Annotated in this window: 16 protein-coding genes and 1 tRNA gene; 11 read left to right on the forward strand and 6 right to left on the reverse strand. The window is 67.1% G+C overall.

Annotated elements, in window-relative coordinates:
- Together WJM96_RS00800 and WJM96_RS00805 are read right to left on the reverse strand one after the other, a co-directional pair.
- Complete coding sequence (locus WJM96_RS00800; protein WP_424810513.1) at positions 1-180, reverse strand: hypothetical protein; 180 nt, start codon at positions 178-180, stop codon at positions 1-3.
- 26 nt (positions 181-206) lie between these two features.
- Positions 207-1,280: a sensor histidine kinase gene (locus tag WJM96_RS00805; protein ID WP_424810514.1), complete on the reverse strand. Its 1,074-nt coding sequence runs from the start codon at positions 1,278-1,280 to the stop codon at positions 207-209.
- A gap of 38 nt (positions 1,281-1,318) precedes the next feature.
- Between WJM96_RS00805 and WJM96_RS00810 the strand changes: the two genes are divergently transcribed.
- From WJM96_RS00810 to WJM96_RS00820, 3 genes are all read left to right on the forward strand, one after another.
- Positions 1,319-2,083, forward strand: a complete 765-nt coding sequence (locus WJM96_RS00810) for a Crp/Fnr family transcriptional regulator (protein WP_424810515.1) — start codon at positions 1,319-1,321, stop codon at positions 2,081-2,083.
- 104 nt (positions 2,084-2,187) lie between these two features.
- Complete coding sequence (locus WJM96_RS00815; protein ID WP_424810516.1) at positions 2,188-3,093, forward strand: transglutaminase family protein; 906 nt, start codon at positions 2,188-2,190, stop codon at positions 3,091-3,093.
- A 22-nt stretch (positions 3,094-3,115) separates the two neighbouring features.
- Positions 3,116-5,923 carry a PAS domain-containing protein gene (locus WJM96_RS00820; RefSeq protein ID WP_424810517.1) on the forward strand — a complete coding sequence of 936 codons (2,808 nt, stop codon included), beginning with the start codon at positions 3,116-3,118 and terminating at the stop codon, positions 5,921-5,923.
- Here the strand turns inward: WJM96_RS00820 and WJM96_RS00825 are convergent.
- Positions 5,859-7,583, reverse strand: coding sequence for an AI-2E family transporter (locus WJM96_RS00825; protein WP_424810518.1), 1,725 nt, complete (start codon positions 7,581-7,583; stop codon positions 5,859-5,861). The genes WJM96_RS00820 and WJM96_RS00825 overlap by 65 nt on opposite strands.
- Positions 7,584-7,701: 118 nt before the next feature.
- Between WJM96_RS00825 and WJM96_RS00830 the strand changes: the two genes are divergently transcribed.
- The 5 genes from WJM96_RS00830 (at position 7,702) to WJM96_RS00850 (ending at position 10,023) form a co-directional block, all read left to right on the forward strand.
- Positions 7,702-7,965, forward strand: coding sequence for a hypothetical protein (locus WJM96_RS00830; protein ID WP_424810519.1), 264 nt, complete (start codon positions 7,702-7,704; stop codon positions 7,963-7,965).
- On the forward strand, positions 7,965-8,396 hold the full coding sequence (locus WJM96_RS00835; protein WP_424810520.1) for a phage holin family protein: 432 nt from the start codon (positions 7,965-7,967) through the stop codon (positions 8,394-8,396). Before WJM96_RS00830 ends, WJM96_RS00835 begins: the two co-directional genes overlap by 1 nt.
- Positions 8,397-8,448: 52 nt before the next feature.
- Positions 8,449-8,592 carry a hypothetical protein gene (locus WJM96_RS00840; protein WP_424810521.1) on the forward strand — a complete coding sequence of 48 codons (144 nt, stop codon included), beginning with the start codon at positions 8,449-8,451 and terminating at the stop codon, positions 8,590-8,592.
- 89 nt (positions 8,593-8,681) lie between these two features.
- Positions 8,682-9,521: a YihY/virulence factor BrkB family protein gene (locus tag WJM96_RS00845; RefSeq protein ID WP_424810522.1), complete on the forward strand. Its 840-nt coding sequence runs from the start codon at positions 8,682-8,684 to the stop codon at positions 9,519-9,521.
- A 178-nt stretch (positions 9,522-9,699) separates the two neighbouring features.
- Positions 9,700-10,023, forward strand: coding sequence for a hypothetical protein (locus tag WJM96_RS00850; RefSeq protein WP_424810523.1), 324 nt, complete (start codon positions 9,700-9,702; stop codon positions 10,021-10,023).
- 65 nt (positions 10,024-10,088) lie between these two features.
- On the opposite strand, the gene WJM96_RS00855 is transcribed toward WJM96_RS00850, so the two are convergent.
- From WJM96_RS00855 to WJM96_RS00865, 3 genes are all read right to left on the reverse strand, one after another.
- Positions 10,089-10,170: transfer RNA gene (locus tag WJM96_RS00855), tRNA-Leu, on the reverse strand.
- 23 nt (positions 10,171-10,193) lie between these two features.
- Entirely contained in the window at positions 10,194-10,787 is a 594-nt protein-coding gene (locus tag WJM96_RS00860) for a Maf family protein (protein WP_424810524.1), read from the reverse strand.
- Complete coding sequence (locus WJM96_RS00865) at positions 10,784-11,674, reverse strand: pyruvate, water dikinase regulatory protein (RefSeq protein WP_424810525.1); 891 nt, start codon at positions 11,672-11,674, stop codon at positions 10,784-10,786. The genes WJM96_RS00860 and WJM96_RS00865 overlap by 4 nt, the downstream gene beginning before the upstream one ends.
- 304 nt (positions 11,675-11,978) lie before the next feature.
- Here WJM96_RS00865 and hemE point away from each other — a divergent pair, with 304 nt between their 5' ends.
- The 3 genes from hemE to WJM96_RS00880 are packed head-to-tail and all read left to right on the forward strand — an operon-like array spanning position 11,979 to position 14,759.
- Positions 11,979-13,022, forward strand: a complete 1,044-nt coding sequence (gene hemE, locus WJM96_RS00870; RefSeq protein WP_424811803.1) for a uroporphyrinogen decarboxylase — start codon at positions 11,979-11,981, stop codon at positions 13,020-13,022.
- A 31-nt stretch (positions 13,023-13,053) separates the two neighbouring features.
- On the forward strand, positions 13,054-14,139 hold the full coding sequence (hemH, locus tag WJM96_RS00875) for a ferrochelatase (RefSeq protein ID WP_424810526.1): 1,086 nt from the start codon (positions 13,054-13,056) through the stop codon (positions 14,137-14,139).
- Positions 14,136-14,759 carry an HAD-IA family hydrolase gene (locus WJM96_RS00880; RefSeq protein ID WP_424810527.1) on the forward strand — a complete coding sequence of 208 codons (624 nt, stop codon included), beginning with the start codon at positions 14,136-14,138 and terminating at the stop codon, positions 14,757-14,759. Before hemH ends, WJM96_RS00880 begins: the two co-directional genes overlap by 4 nt.
- Positions 14,760-14,813 lie beyond the last annotated feature (54 nt).

Consider the following 14,813-nt stretch of genomic DNA (forward strand, 5'->3'; position numbering starts at 1 on the left):
TCAGGCCAGGCGGGGTGCGCGATCCAGCATGGCCGTGAACCAGCGGCCCGCATCGTCACGATAAACGACCCACCAAGGCTCGCCATCATTCTTCGGCACCATCGCGAAGCGCGCGAAGATCGGACCGGAAGGCGTGCGGATCCGCATCGGCTTGGCTAAGACTTTGAGCATCTCGATCACCCTCCTCATTCCTGCTGCTGCCGGTCTCAACGCGGACGGCCGGAGGAGGTTGCGGAGGATGGAAAGTTCACGCGGACCTGGGCGCCGCCATATGGCGCGGGCTCGAGCACGAAGCTGCCCTCGAGCCTGTCGGCGAAGCCCCGCATGATGGTGGTTCCCAATCTTGGGCCGGTCGTGGAGCCGTGCGGCGCGAGGCCAAGCCCATTGTCGGCGATGGTGAGGATGTTCTCGCCGGCATCCTGGTGCAGCGCGATCGAAAGCCGGCCCCCTGGCCTCCCTGCAAAACCATGTTTGATGCTGTTCATCGTTGCCTCCGCCACGATCATCGCCACGAGATTGGCGACCGTGGGGTCCAGCGGCGGAACGGTGCACGCGACCTCGATCGAGATATCCTCCCGCCCGACGGAGCGGAGAAGGTCCCTGATCAACCCATCCATGGCCTCGGCCAAGCTCGAGCCGGAAAGCTCCGGGTCGTGGAGGCGGCGATGGACGGCTGCCACGCCCAGCAGCCGCTGCACGGCGTCGGCCAGTGCCTGACTGGCATCCTCGGGATCGGTAATGGCGGAGGCCTGGATCGACAGGATCGAGGCGAGCGACTGGATGGAATTGGCCACCCGGTGTTGCAGCTCGTGATAGAGGTGACGCTCCTGCTGCAGCAGCGCCGCGATCCGCTCGCGCGAGCGGACCACTTCCGCGGCCGCGCGGTGCAACGTCTCCACGAGCCAGATCTGAGCCAGGCAAACGAGCAGGAAAAACCCGAGCGAGATGACGCCATCCGGCTCCGTGAGCTGCAGCAATTGGAACGGCGGCAGAAAGAAGTACCAGACCGCCCCGAAGGACAGGATGGTTACCCCGAGTGCCGCCTGCCAGCCCGCGCAGACGGCGGTGAACAGCACGGCGAGGAAGAAGGTGGGAAAGGGCAGGGCAGCCGGGCCGGCCATCCAGCGTACCAGGAAGGCGGCGGCAAAGGCGGCTCCGCCGATGAGAAGACCTCTCGTGAACGAACGCGGTTGCCGAGCAAGACGGCTGATAATCGGCATGATCTTGGGCGATCCGGAAAACTGGCCCCAAGGGTGAACCCTGCCCGACGGGCCATCCATAACACAGGTTAATGTGTTAATGTTGGTTGCGCCCAATTGTGGGAAGCCTGCTTTGGAAAGCGAAGAGACTGGAACCTAAACTACCGTGTCGTGCGTGCCCGCTCCGCCGGCTGCCTGAGATCAAACCCCTGAACCGCGAGCAGATCGATTGGATTCAGCAGCGGAAGCTCGGACAGTTCCGCGTATCGGCGGGCGGGGCCATCGCCTCCGCCGGCGCGGCGGACGAACGGCTCTTCACGCTGCTCGAAGGTTGGGCCTTTCGGCACAAGACGCTGCCGGACGGGCGGCGCCAGATCCTCAATATCCTCCTGCCCGGCGACCTCATCGGCCTGCAGGGCGAGCTGATGGGAACGTTGCAGTACGATGTCGAGGCACTCACCGACACCAACCTCTGCGTGTTCCGGCGCGACACCATGCTCGCCATGTACCAGGATCACCCGACGCTTGGGTTGGACGTCACCTGGCTCGCCGCTCATAGCGAGCGCCTGTCGGATGACGTGCTGCTATCCATAGGCCGTCGCACCGCCTTGGAGCGGGTCGCGATGCTTCTGGTGCATCTCTTCCGCCGGGCGGCTTCGGCCGGTCTGCGCGAGGGCGATACCGTGCCTTTCCCCCTGACTCAGCCGCATCTGGCGGATGCGCTGGGCCTTTCCACCGTGCACGTGAACCGCGTGCTGCAACGGCTGCGGAAGCAGCAGCTCATCCGCTTGTCGGAAGGCCGGCTCGCCATTGGCGACTTGCGGGCCCTGCGGCGCGTGGCCGCCTATTGGGAGCAGCCGGCCCCCGTCCGGCCACTGCTGTGAACGGTATCGCCGTTCCGCCCAGGCTGATCTGGCGCTAGGCTTCGCGGCCGCCGCAACCCGGGCCGCGCCCACGCGTTGCCGCAGCCGAACCGGAAGCTCCCCCCATGCCGCACGTCCACATCGTCCACACCACCGGGTATCGTTACCGGAACCCGGTCGGCCTCACGCGCCACCGGCTCATGGTGAGGCCGCAGGACAGTCACGACCTGCGGCTGCACGAGGCGACGCTGACCGTGGAGCCGGCGCCCACCGCGACGCGCTGGGCGCATGACGTCTTCGGGAATTCCATCTGTTTTCTGGAATGGGACGAAGCGATCCGTACTCAGGAGTTGAAGATCGTCTCCACCCTCGATCTCACGCATTTCCCCGCCGGGCCGGCCCTCCCGCGCGCAACGCTGGACCCGGCGGCCGAGATCTTCCCCTTCTCCTACGCGGCCGACGAGGTTCCCGACCTCAGCCGCCTCACGGAACGCCAGACGCCCGACCCGGAGCGGAGCGTGGATGCCTGGGCCCGGCAATTCGTCGCCGGGGAAGGAGAGGTCCGGACCCTCGCCATGCTGGAAGCGATGACGATGGCCGTGAAGGCCAACTTCACCTATGGCGCTCGGGAGGAAGAGGGGACGCAGACGCCCGCCGAGACCCTGGCTCTGGGCACCGGCACCTGCCGCGACTTCGCATTGCTGATGATGGAAGCAGCGCGGAGCCTGGGCCTCGCGGCCCGTTTCGTTACTGGCTACCTCTATGACAGCACGGAGACGGACCTCAAGGGTGGCGGCGCGACCCATGCCTGGTGCAGTATCTACCTGCCCGGCGCGGGGTGGGTGGAGTTCGATCCAACCAACGGTCTCGTCGCCGGAGCGAATCTGATCCGCGTGGGCGTCGTTCGCTCCCCGGAGCAGGCCCTTCCCGTCGCCGGGGGCTTTATCGGCGATCCGGCCGATCCCCTCGGCCTTAGTGTGGACGTGGCCGTCCAGGCGGCGCCGGACGAGGCTACACAGCAAGCGGCGTGACCCTTGCCGCGGAGATGGAAATTTGCCGCTCGCGCTCCGCGTCTTCCTGGGCCTGCTCCTCGCCCTCATTCCCGCCGGGATCGTGCAGATCCAATTGGAGCGCGAGGCCCGGCAGGAACGCCGGGACCAGCTGGGGGAGCAGGCCATGCGCCTCGCGGGGCTTCTGGCGCGTGAGCAGGTCAGCACCATCGAGGCTGCCCGACAGCTTCTGAGCGCCGTCGCGGCCGCCGAAATCATCCGCGCGAACCAGCCGAGCACGGAATGCGATGCGTTCTTGGAGCGCATCATCGCCGCGAACCCGCGCTACGTGACCGCGAACCTTTTCGCGCCATCGGGCGACAACATCTGCTCCGCACAGCCCGCGCTGATCCGCACGGCCAATGTGGGCAACCGGCCCTATCTCAGCGCGGTCTTGCGTGAGAATGATTTCCAGGTCGGCCAATACGCCGTCGGCCGGGGAACGGGCGAGCAGACTCTGCACTTCGCGGCTCCCCTGCGCGACGCGGCGAACCAGCCCGTCGGCGTCGTGGTGGTCGGGCTCTCGGTGGAATGGCTGAATGAGAACCTGCGGAGCGTCGCCATGCCGGCGGGGGGCGTTTCCGTCATCGTGGATCGCGCTGGAGTGGTCCTGGCGCGATCCTCCGATCCGGAACGCTACATCGGCCAGCCGCTTGCCGGGGAAGCCACGGAGTTGCCCAGGAGGACGGAACCTGGGGTGGTGGAGCTCTCGGGCCGCGACGGGGTACGCCGAATTGTCGCCTATGTCCCGGTGGCCCCCCAGGCGAAGGGGCTCTTCGTCGCGGTGGGCCTGGATGCGGAGCGCTACATGGGCGCCGCGGTACATGCCGACCGGCGCTCGGCCATCATGATCGTGGGCTCGCTGCTGCTGACCTTCTGCCTGGCGGTCCTCGGGTTCCATGCGGCGATCGAGCGTCCGGTGCGAAAGCTGCTGGGGGCTGCGCAACGCTGGGCGATGCAGGACTGGACGGTGCGCGTCGGCACGGTTGGTGGGGGCCGCGAGTTCGGGCGCCTCGCCGCGGCCTTCGACAGCATGGCCGAGGCGGTCCAGGCGCGCGAAGCCGCGCGCCTGCGCGCCATCGCCCGGATGCAGGCCGTGGTAAGTCTCGCGCCCCAGGTCGTGCTGACGGCCGATGCTCAGGGCCATGTGGATTGGGTGAACGAGTATTGGACGGCGCTGACCGGCCTTTCGGACAGCGAGAGCCGCGGCGCCGGCTGGCTCGCCGCCGTTCACCCCGATGATCGCGACGGCGCGGGCGAGGCCTGGCGCGCGGCGCTGGCGGCCGGTCTACGCGGAGAGTCCGCGGAGTTCTCGAAGGAGATTCGCCTGCGTCGCGAATCCGACGACAGCTGGCGGTGGTTCCTGCTCAATGGCGCAGCGATTCACGATGGCGCCGGCAACACCATCGCCTGGACCGCGGTCGGCGTGGATTACCAGGAACGCCGCAAGGCGCAGGAGGCTTTCGCGGCGACCACCGCGCAGCTGCGGGCCACCTATGAATCCGCCCCCGTGGGACTGTGCCTGCTAGATCGCGACTTCCGCTTTCTGGCCGCCAACCAGATGCTGGCCCAGCTGACGGGACGCGACGCGGCGGCCTATATCGGCCAGCCGCTCGCCCAGGTCCTGCCCCATCTGGCGGCCGAGCTGGAACCGGCCATGCGCCGGGTCCTGGAAACCGGGGAGCCGATCCAGGAATACGAACTACGCGTACGTGGCGCCGATGACGACCGCTACTGGCTCTGCAGCTTCCATCCCGTGCGCGGCGATCGGGGCCGGATCACCGGCGTGAGCGGCGCGGTGATCGACATCACGGCGCGTAAGGGGATCGAGGCCACGGAGCGCCTGCTCTCGCGCGAAGTGGATCACCGCGCGCAGAATGCTCTGAGCGTGGTGCGGGGTCTGGTGCGCCTCTCCGCGGCCGATGCGCGCGACGACGTGCCCGCTCTGGTGGAGGTGCTGGAAGGGCGCATCGGCGCGATGAGCCGTGCCCACAACGTGCTCAGCCGTGAGAAATGGGTCGGCGCCGACCTGGGCGAAATCGTCGGGCAGGAGCTTGCCGCCCATGCCGGGCGGGTCGAGGCCGAGGGCCCCAGCCTCCGCCTGGTGCCGGAAGCCGCGCAGCCGCTCACGCTCGTGCTGCACGAGCTCATCACCAACGCGGTGAAGTATGGGGCGCTGTCGCAGCCGGGCGGGCGTGTCGCGGTTCGCTGGGAAAACGCCGCCGACGGCTTCCTGCTGCATTGGATCGAGCGCGGCGGGCCGCCCGTGTCGGGTCCTCCGGGCCGAACCGGCTTCGGCTCGATGCTGATCGACGCCAATATTCGCGGTCAGCTCGCCGGCACCATCGAGCGCCACTGGGATCCCGAGGGCCTCCGCTGCGCGATCACGTTGGGCGCGGACACGTTGGCGGGCGGCCGGCGACCCGACCAGCCGGCAGAGGGGGCACCGCTCATCGGCCGTCGGGTGCTCCTCGCGGAGGGCGATCCCATCATGTCCATCTCGCTCGGCGCCGCGCTGCGGGAGGCTGGCTGCGAGGTCGAGGGCCCGGCGGCCACGGTGGAAGCGGCCCTTGCTCTGGTCGAGAAGGCAGGACGGCTGGATGCCGCCGTCCTTGCCGGCACGCTGCAGGGGCGATCGGTCCAGCCGGTGGCTCAGCTTCTCCAGCGGCGCGCAGCGACGATCCTCTACCTCTCGCCGCTGGGCGTCCCACCCGACGCGCGCGAGGCGCACGTGCTGGAAGCGCCTGTCACGCCTCGCGGGCTGCGCGAGGCGCTGGTCCGGCTGCTTCTGACCGCTGATCAGGAGACATGATGGCATCTACATCCGAAGCCAGTGCCGCCAGCGTGTTGATGACCGGCAGTTCCGGCGTGCTGCGGTAGAGGCCCATCGCCGCCTCATCCGTCGCGGCGTAAACCAGGATGTGGGGCGTGAGGCGCTGGGCGATGGCGCGCACCCGCGCGAAACGGTGCGGTGGCGCTTCATAGGCCGCGACCAGGATCACCACTTCGGGCTTCAGAGCGGATGTGCGGGATGTGGTGACGAGGTGGCCTGCCTCGCCCAATGACATGGCGGCGGCAGCCGCGGCCGCATGATCTAGCGCGCCTGCGACGGGCACGACCAGAATTTCGGCGGGCCCCTCGTCCGGGGCGGAAACGGCTTCCAGCACCTGGGTCAGCAGCCGAGACGTGCGGATCGCGAGCGCCGGACCGAAGGCCTCGTTCGGCCGGTCCGCCGCGATCTGGTGGATGGCTGGGACAACGAAGCGCTCCAGGGCGGAGTCCACCCCATTCCGGCCGGCCTCTGTTCCTAGAAGCCCGGCTGCGCCCGGCGCGTCGCCCGCCAGGAGCCGCTGGTAAAACCGGGCTGGCTCGGGCAGCGGCGGGGAATCGCCCAAGAGGACCTCCAGGAAACTCATCGAGGGGACGTGCCGTCCGAGGATCACCAGGCAGGCGGTGATGGCCGGCGCCAGGATGAGCCCGAGCGGCCCCCACATGACCGCCCAGAACGCCGAGGAGAGCAGGAGTGCGAGCGGCGCGATCCCCATGCTGCTGCCATAGAGCCAGGGCTCCAGCAGATAGGTCACGGTCACGTCGACGACGGCAAAGAGCAGGACGACCATGATCACGGTATGCCAGCCCTCGGTGGTGGCAAAGGCGATAAGCAGGGGAAAGAGGAGCGACAGCGGGGCACCGAGAAAGGGCACGAAGCGCAACGCGAACCCCAACGCACCCCAGAGCGGCGCATTGGGCACGCCGAGCAGCCAAAGGCCGAGTCCCATGGACGAGCCGAAGATGGCGTTGATCAGCACCTGCATGGCCAGGAACCGACCGACGCGTGCCGTTGCGTCGGCCATAGCGCCGGTCGTGCGATGCATCTCGTGCGTACCGGCGAGGCGCAGCGCGCGGTCACGCACATCCTCGTAGCGGACGAGGATGAAGGTCATGAGGAGCAAGGTGATGGCCAGCGTCGCCACGGGGCGGATGATCACGACCGCGAGGCTGAAGAGCGTGCTGAGCGGCCCTTGCTCGGCCGCCGCGACGGTGACGGTGGTGGCGGGTGACGCTTCGGCCGGCGTCAGCACCTCTCCCAGCCGGCGGACGAGATGCATCAGACGTTCGATCGGGCCGGAGCCTTCCTGGCTGATGGTCCGGAGCTTTTCGCGGAGGACGGATTCATAGTTCGGGAGCTCGGCGGCCAGCGCGAAGGCTTGCGTCAGAACGACGTAGGCCATGCCAATAACGACCGAGATGAACACCAGCATCACCAGCAGGACGGCTGGAATTCGCGGCACGTGCTTCCGTTCGAGCCACGCCACCGCGGGAAGCGCCGCGATGGTGAGGAGCAGCGCGAGCGCCAGCGGCGCCAGCACCTCCCGGCCGAGATAAAGGCAGGCGATGACGCCGGCCGCAATCAGAAGGCGCGTGGGCCAGATGTCGCGCGGCCTGGGGGGAGGTGCCCTGAAGGGAGCCATGTTCGTGTCCGTCCTGAGATCGTTGCAACGCCCGCTCGGCGTGCGCGTTGCGGCCTAGGATCACACCCTCGGAATGTGCCAACCTCGCGGGGTGAAGGAACGGAAAGGGACCAGCAACATGAGCTCCTCCTACACGCCGCAGCAGGACCCGAACGACGAGATCGCCTATCTCCGCGGTCGGGTGGAGGCCCTGATGAAGGAGCGGGTGGCACCCGCCGTGGGCGCCGTGGCGGACCAGGCCGAAGCCATGGCTCGGAACGCGAACGACCAGCTGCAGGAGCAGACCGAGAAGCTTTGCGCCTTTGTGCGGGAGAAGCCCCTGACTTCGCTCGGCCTCGCGGCGTTGGCCGGCTTCGTTCTCGCGCAGATGATGCGGCGCTGATGCGTAGCCTCCAGCTCCTCGGCGTCGCAGCCGAAGCAGAGACGCTGCGCCTGAAGCGCGAGGCGGGGGCCATGGCGTCCCGCGTCGTGCTGATGGGGATCGCGGGCGTCTTCGCTGTGATCGCGCTGGGTTTCCTGCACGCGGCCGCCTGGATCGCGCTGGCGCGTTGGCAGGGGCCGCTCTCGGCCACGCTCTATCTCGGGCTGGCCGACCTGGTCGCGGCGGGCATTCTGCTGTTCCTGGCACGGGCACGTCCCGACCCGGTCGCGCAGGAAGCGAAGCTCCTGCGCCAGCGATCGCTGGCGCAGCTGTCGCAACTCTCGCCGGTGGGCGAGGCTGTGAGCCTCCTCGGCCGGCGCGGTCCGGCTTACGAGGTCGGCGGCATCATCGGAGAGCAAATTCTGCGCATCTTCACGAAACGGCAGGGGTAGAAACCCTATGCCTTCTCCCGTGTTGGAAGAGCCATCACGAATGGAGGCAAAAATGCGGCGAACCCCCCGTCCCGCTCTCCCCGTCTGGGCCATGATCGCCGCCGCGGCGCTGATCGCGGCGCCGGTCCTAGCCAGCGTGCCGAATGGCCTGCTGGCAGAGAATCCGCTGCTGGATTACCGCATCGCGGCAGAATAGGGTTGCGGTAGGACCATCACCGCCACCCGAAGGAGCATCTCCTGAGCGACGAGGCCCCAGGTCAGGCCGAGCGATCGAAGCCCAAGGGGTTGAAGGACCAGTTCTGGTACCAGCTTTGGGTGGCGGCGACGTCCGACCAGATTTCGCTGGTCGCCGCCGGCTGTGCCTTCTACGCGATGCTGGCCCTGTTCCCGGCCATCTCACTCTCGCTCACGCTCTACGGCATGTGGTTCAATCTCGCGACCGTGGAGCCGCAGCTGGAGGTTCTGGAACGTCTACTGCCCGAAGAAAGCTTCAAGCTCATCGGAGATCGCGTTCACGAGCTCGTGGCGGCACCGCGCGAAGCCTTGGGATGGGGCGTCATCATCAGCGCCGTCATCGCACTTTGGTCTTCCTCCTCCGGCGTGCGCGCCTTGTTGAACGCGTTGAACATCGCCCAGGATCAGGCGGAGCAGCGCAATGTCATCGTCTTCTATTTGACCGCGATCCTGATCACGATCGGCGCCATCCTCGCGGTCATCATCGGGCTGGCTTTCCTCGTCGCTCTTCCGACCTTTCTCAATGCCTTGAACTTCCCCTTTCGTACCGCTCTGCTATTGCAAACGGCTTCCTTCGGGGTGTTGATCTGCACGGTGACGCTGGCGATTGCGGCGCTGTACCGATACGGCCCCGCCCGGCGTCCGGATAATTACCGGATCTTCTCCGTCGGGACGATTACGGCAACCGTCCTGTGGCTGATCGCCTCCGCCGCCTTCTCGCTCTACGTCAGCCACTTCGCTGCGTATGATTCGACTTATGGCCCCCTGGGCGCGGCGATCGCGCTTCTCACCTGGCTCTACCTGAGCGTCTACCTGATCCTGCTAGGCGCGGAACTGGACGCGGTACTCACGAAGCGAGGTTATCGTTTGTCCGTCAGATCGCGTCGATGAAATAGAGGCCGAAAATCATCAGCAGCAACACGAGCACGAGCCAGAGAAGAGTGCGGTTCATGGCTTCTCGCCGGTCTCTCTTTCAAACTTCCATTCGTTGCAACCGTGCGTCGCTATCGGCGTTGCCTCGACACGCCTCAACAATGGCGCAGCACCATTCCGGATGGAAGGATATTCCATGTACGCACGTCTTCTTGCCGCTGGCCTCCTGACTCTTGGCGTCGTGGCCTGCGCCGACCCCAATGACGGTCGCCCGGGCAACCCGCCGGGCACGGCGGCCGAGCGTGCGATCGACCGGGCTGCCGGCACCAATACGTCGGGCGCGTACCCGCGCCAGTCGGACGGCATGCCGGGTAACCCGCCGGGCACGGCGGCTGAGCGTGCGCTCGACCGGGCTGCCGGGACCAACACCTCCGGCGCGTATCCCTCGCAGTCGGATGGCACACCGGCCAATCCGCGTGGGACGGCCGCCGGCCGGGCACTCGGCACCACGACGCGCTAATCGTGACGCTTCGGCGTTGAAAGGGGCGTGGCGCCTGAAGCGCCGCGCCCTTTTTTTGATGAACCTGCGGGCGGCGGGGCTCGAACCCGCATGGCCAAAGGCCGAGCGATTTTAAGTCGCTTCCGTCTACCGTTCCGGCACGCCCGCGCCGACCGATCATGCCAGCGCGATCAGCGCGGCAAAACCCCACTTTCGCGCAGATAGGCCAGGAGCGGCAGCATCGGCAGGCCCAGTATGGCGCTATGGTCGCCACGGATATCCCGCATCAGCTGGATGCCCGGTCCTTCCAGGCGGTAGGCGCCGACGCTTGATGTGACGTGCGCGCCCTCGCGGGCAAGGTAGTAATCCAGAAACGCATCGGAGAAATCGCGCATCGAAATCCGTGGCGTGGAGACGTGATGCCAAGCTCGCTGGCCCTCGCGCCACACCACCACCGCCGTGACCAGTTCGTGCGAACGATTCCGCAGGCGCTCCAGATGGGCACGAGCAGCTTCGACATCCACGGGTTTGTCGAACCATTGGCCTTCGCAAACCAGTAACTGGTCGGCCCCGATCACGACCGCATCGCGCTCACGCCGGGCAATGCGGGCAGCCTTGGCGTCGGCCAGCAATACCGCGGCATCCGCCGGCGAAACGCCTTCCGACTGGGCGCTTTCCTTGATCGCGGCCTCATCCACCGCCGATACCATTGCCTCGAAGGCAAGGCCTGCCGCTTCCAGCAATGCGCGCCGGGCCAGGCTCTGCGATGCCAGGATCAGCTTCACGGCGCGCCGCGTCCCAGGATAGCGGCCGCCGGATCCTCGGGATCCGCGTTCCGGTGCACGCCCTGTCGGGCGTGCCAGAGCTCCATCTGTTGCAGTACCGTCGCCGCTGTCTCCTCAATGGAGCGGCGCGTGACGTCGATGACGGGCCAGCCGCGCGCGGCGCAGAGACGCCGCGCCGCGAGGATTTCCTTCTTCACGGAATCAGGATCGACATACTCGCTCTCGCCCATCCGCATCCCGTCGGCACCGATGATCTTGAGACGATGCCGGCGGATATCGAGCAGCGACGCCGGGTCGATGGTCAGGCCGACCACGGGGCAGGGCGGGTTCTCCAGCTCCGGCGGCAGGGCGGCCCCGGGGACGATCGGCACATTCGCCGCCTTCACCCCCCGGTTGGCCAGATAGAAGCAGGTCGGCGTCTTGCTGCTTCGCGAAACGCCGACGAGTACGACATCGGCATTGGCGATGCCTGCCGTGCCCTGGCCGTCATCATGGCTCAGAACGTAATGCATCGCATCGATGCGGCGGAAATAATCGGCATCCAGCACATGCTGGGCCGCCCGGCGCTCGGCGGCGCGGGCGCCGATCTCGGCCTGCAGCAGGTTCATGACGCCGTCCAATGCCGAGAGGCAGGGGACCCCGAGCCGCCCGCAGGTCTCCTCCAGCGTGTGCCGCAGGCTGCTGTCCACCAGGGTGAAGATGACCGGTCCCGGCTCGGCTTCGATCCCCTCGATCACGCGGTCGAGATTCATGCGGGAACGGACCAGGAACCAGCGGTGCTGAACCACGCCGGGATTGTCGAAGCGCGAGAGCACGGCGCGCGACATGCTGTTGAGCGTCTCGCCGGTGCTGTCGGAGACCAGATGGAGGTTGATGCTGCGCGGCACCGTGGAAAACCTGTGTATGGGGCGGCTGTCGTTTGGGGATTGTGGGGATGGAATCACCCCGCAGCAATCCGTCGACGAGGCTCCGGGGATGGATGGCGCATCTTGTTCCGCCGGGGATCATTTTTCCAGCCGGTTGGGGACAGCCGGGACCGTTTCGACACGGCGGCGCGGAGCTTCGTGATTCGGCGCACGTCAATCCCCTGGACGAAGCTGTGGATAGACTGTGGAAGGATTGCTTCCCCAGGAGTCACAGGCCCCACCACCACTGCCACCCTTCTTCTTTCTTCCTTTCTCTGGTTTTGTCCTGGGCATGACGGCACAACCCATTCTTCGCGTGCTCTCAGGCCAGAGCGCCTGGCCCCCTCCCGCGTGGCTCATGCGCCAGGCCGGCCGCCACCTGCCGGAATACCGGCGAACGAGGCAGCAGGCGGGCAGCTTCATGGACCTGTGCCTGAACCCTGAACTGGCGGCCGAGGTCACTCTGCAGCCCGTGCGCCGCTATGGCGTGGACGCGGCTATCCTGTTTTCCGACATCCTGATCGTTCCGTGGGCAATGGGTCAGGGGCTGACCTTCGCCGAGGGCGAGGGCCCACGACTGCCGCCCATTCGCGATCAGGCTGGCCTCGATGCGCTGGATGTCGCCGGCGTCGCCGTACGTGCCGCCCCTATTATGGAAACGGTGCGCCGCGTTCGAGCGGGCTTGGCTGCGGAACGGCCGGAAACGGCGTTGATCGGCTTTTCGGGCGGCCTATGGACGGTTGCCTGCTACATGATCGAGGGCAAGGGAGGCGGGGAGTTCCGCCAGGCCCGCCGCATGATGCATGGCGATCCGGTGTTCTTCGCCGCGCTGATGGCGAAGCTTGAGGCGGCAACGCTCGCCTATCTCCTGGCCCAGGCCGAAGCCGGCGCGGAAGCGCTGATGATCTTCGACAGCTGGGCGGGGCAACTGCCGCCTTCCGCCTTCCGCCAATGGGTGATCGAGCCCACGAAGCGCCTGAGGGCCGCCATAGCCGCCGCCTATCCCGGCCTGCCCGTCATCGGCTTTCCGCGCCTTGCGGGTCCCATGCTCAGTGAATACGCGGCCAGAACAGGTGTGCAGGCGGTGGGAATGGATACGTCCATGGATCCGGCCTGGGCCGCCCGGCATGTTCCGCCTCACGTGGCGCTGCAGGGCAATCTGGATCCCGAGGCTTTGCTGGCGGGTGGCGAGGCCCTCCGCCGCGAGGCCGCTTGCATCCTCGAGGCTGTGCGGGGGAGGGCCTTCATTTTCAACCTGGGCCATGGCGTGGAACAACCCACGCCGCCGGAGCATGTCGCCGCGCTGTTGGCGCAGGTCCGCGCCGCTTGAAGTTCGTGCATAAGCCGGCATTTCCGGAGGCATGCAGATGAAGCGGCGCGTCGCGGTCGTCTTGTTCAACCTCGGGGGGCCTGACGCGCCTTCCGCGGTGCGGCCCTTTCTCACGAACCTCTTTACGGATCCGGCGATCCTGCGAGTGCCGGGATGGCTCCGGCCTTTGCTGGGTCGCTTCATCGCCTGGCGCCGGACGAAGCCGGCCCTGGAGAATTACCAGATCCTCGGTGGCAGGTCGCCGCTGTTGGAGTTGACGCGGCAGCAATCCGCGGCCCTGGAGGCAGCGCTGGCGAATGAGCCAGGCCTCGAGTTCCGTTCTTTCGTCGCCATGCGGTACTGGCACCCCTTCGCTGCCGAGGTGGTGCGCGAGGTGAAGGAATGGGGACCGGACGAGGTCCTGCTCATCCCCCTCTACCCCCAGTATTCGACGACCACGACGGGCAGTTCCATCACGGATTGGGATGCGGCATGCCGGGCGGCAGGCGTGGTGTGGCCGACCTCGACGCTCTGCTGCTTTCATTCCGATGCGTCTTTCGCCGATGCGACGGCGCGCCTCTTGCGGGTGGAGTACGACAAGGCGCGCGCTTCGCTACCCGAAGGCACGAAGTTGCGCCTGCTCTTCTCGGCCCATGGTTTGCCCGAGGACATCGTGAAGGCCGGCGATCCCTATCAGTGGCAGGTGGAGCGCAGCGCCGAGGCGGTCTTCTCGGCGCTCGGCCTCCCGGACCTGGAGTACCAGGTCTGCTACCAGTCACGCGTCACGCCACAGGTCTGGATCGGTCCTTCGACCGATACCGAAATCGAACGCGCCGCGCGGGAAGGCGTCGCCGTGCTGATCTGTCCGATCGCCTTCGTCTCAGATCATTCGGAAACGCTGGTCGAGTTGGATGTCGAGTATCGGCAGCTCGGCGAGAAGCACGGAATTCCAGGGTATTTCCGTGTTCCCGCCCAGAATTCCGACAGCCGGTTCATCGACGCGCTCGCCGATCTCGTGCGGCGCGTCCAGGGTTCCGCGCGGTCGCTGTGCAGTTTCGCGGGCGGACGGCAATGTCCACGCCAGCTCACCGATTGCCCCCATACGCATGCCCATGTCGTGAATGCGAAGGCCGCATGATCGGAGCGATTCTCTTCGATTGCGACGGTGTGCTTGCCGATAGCGAGGCCTTGGCCAATTCGGTCGTGGCGCGCGAGGTGACGGCGTTGGGCTGGCCCATGGATATGGAAGAGGCCCGGCGCACCTTCCTCGGCATGGCATTGCCCGACATGGAGCCTCGGATCGAGGCGCGAGTAGGCCGGCTACCGTCCGGCTGGTCGCGCGCCCTGGCGCTCGAGATCGAGCGTGAGCTCTCCGTCGGCCTCCAGCCCATTCCGGGTGCCGAGGCGGCGCTGGAAGCCGCACGAGCGACGGGGAGGCCCATGGCTTTGTGCTCCAACTCCTCGCGCGGGGAGCTTGCAGTGAAACTCGGCGCGCTGGGCTTCGGCAAGTATTTCGAGGGGCGCGTCTTCAGTTTCGAGGATGTGGCGCGTCCCAAGCCCGCACCCGATCTTTATCTGGCCGCCGCACAGGCCTGCGGGGTCGCGCCCGCCCAGTGCCTGGTCGTGGAGGATAGCGCGACGGGCGCTGCGGCCGGCCTTGCCGCGGGATGCCGAGTGGTCGGTATCGCGCCGGACATCGGCGTCCCGTATCTGGATGGCATGGCCGCCGTCGCGGCCTTCCTGGCCGAGAACGCCTAGCCCACTTGCCGCTTTCCCCTGCCGCCCCGAGACTGGGCGACGGAGAGGAAACCC

This window comes from Roseococcus sp. YIM B11640, from assembly GCF_049727625.1.
GTDB lineage: Bacteria > Pseudomonadota > Alphaproteobacteria > Acetobacterales > Acetobacteraceae > Roseococcus.

Bases quoted from the DNA above. Each gene is read 5' to 3' on its own strand.
- WJM96_RS00805 (WP_424810514.1), bottom strand. From the start codon at position 1,280: ATGGATGGCCCGTCGGGCAGGGTTCACCCTTGGGGCCAGTTTTCCGGA.
- WJM96_RS00815 (WP_424810516.1), top strand. From the start codon at position 2,188: ATGCCGCACGTCCACATCGTCCACACCACCGGGTATCGTTACCGGAAC.
- WJM96_RS00825 (WP_424810518.1), bottom strand. From the start codon at position 7,583: ATGGCTCCCTTCAGGGCACCTCCCCCCAGGCCGCGCGACATCTGGCCC.
- WJM96_RS00830 (WP_424810519.1), top strand. From the start codon at position 7,702: ATGAGCTCCTCCTACACGCCGCAGCAGGACCCGAACGACGAGATCGCC.
- WJM96_RS00835 (WP_424810520.1), top strand. From the start codon at position 7,965: ATGCGTAGCCTCCAGCTCCTCGGCGTCGCAGCCGAAGCAGAGACGCTG.
- WJM96_RS00840 (WP_424810521.1), top strand. From the start codon at position 8,449: ATGCGGCGAACCCCCCGTCCCGCTCTCCCCGTCTGGGCCATGATCGCC.
- WJM96_RS00850 (WP_424810523.1), top strand. From the start codon at position 9,700: ATGTACGCACGTCTTCTTGCCGCTGGCCTCCTGACTCTTGGCGTCGTG.
- hemH (WP_424810526.1), top strand. From the start codon at position 13,054: ATGCAGATGAAGCGGCGCGTCGCGGTCGTCTTGTTCAACCTCGGGGGG.
- WJM96_RS00880 (WP_424810527.1), top strand. From the start codon at position 14,136: ATGATCGGAGCGATTCTCTTCGATTGCGACGGTGTGCTTGCCGATAGC.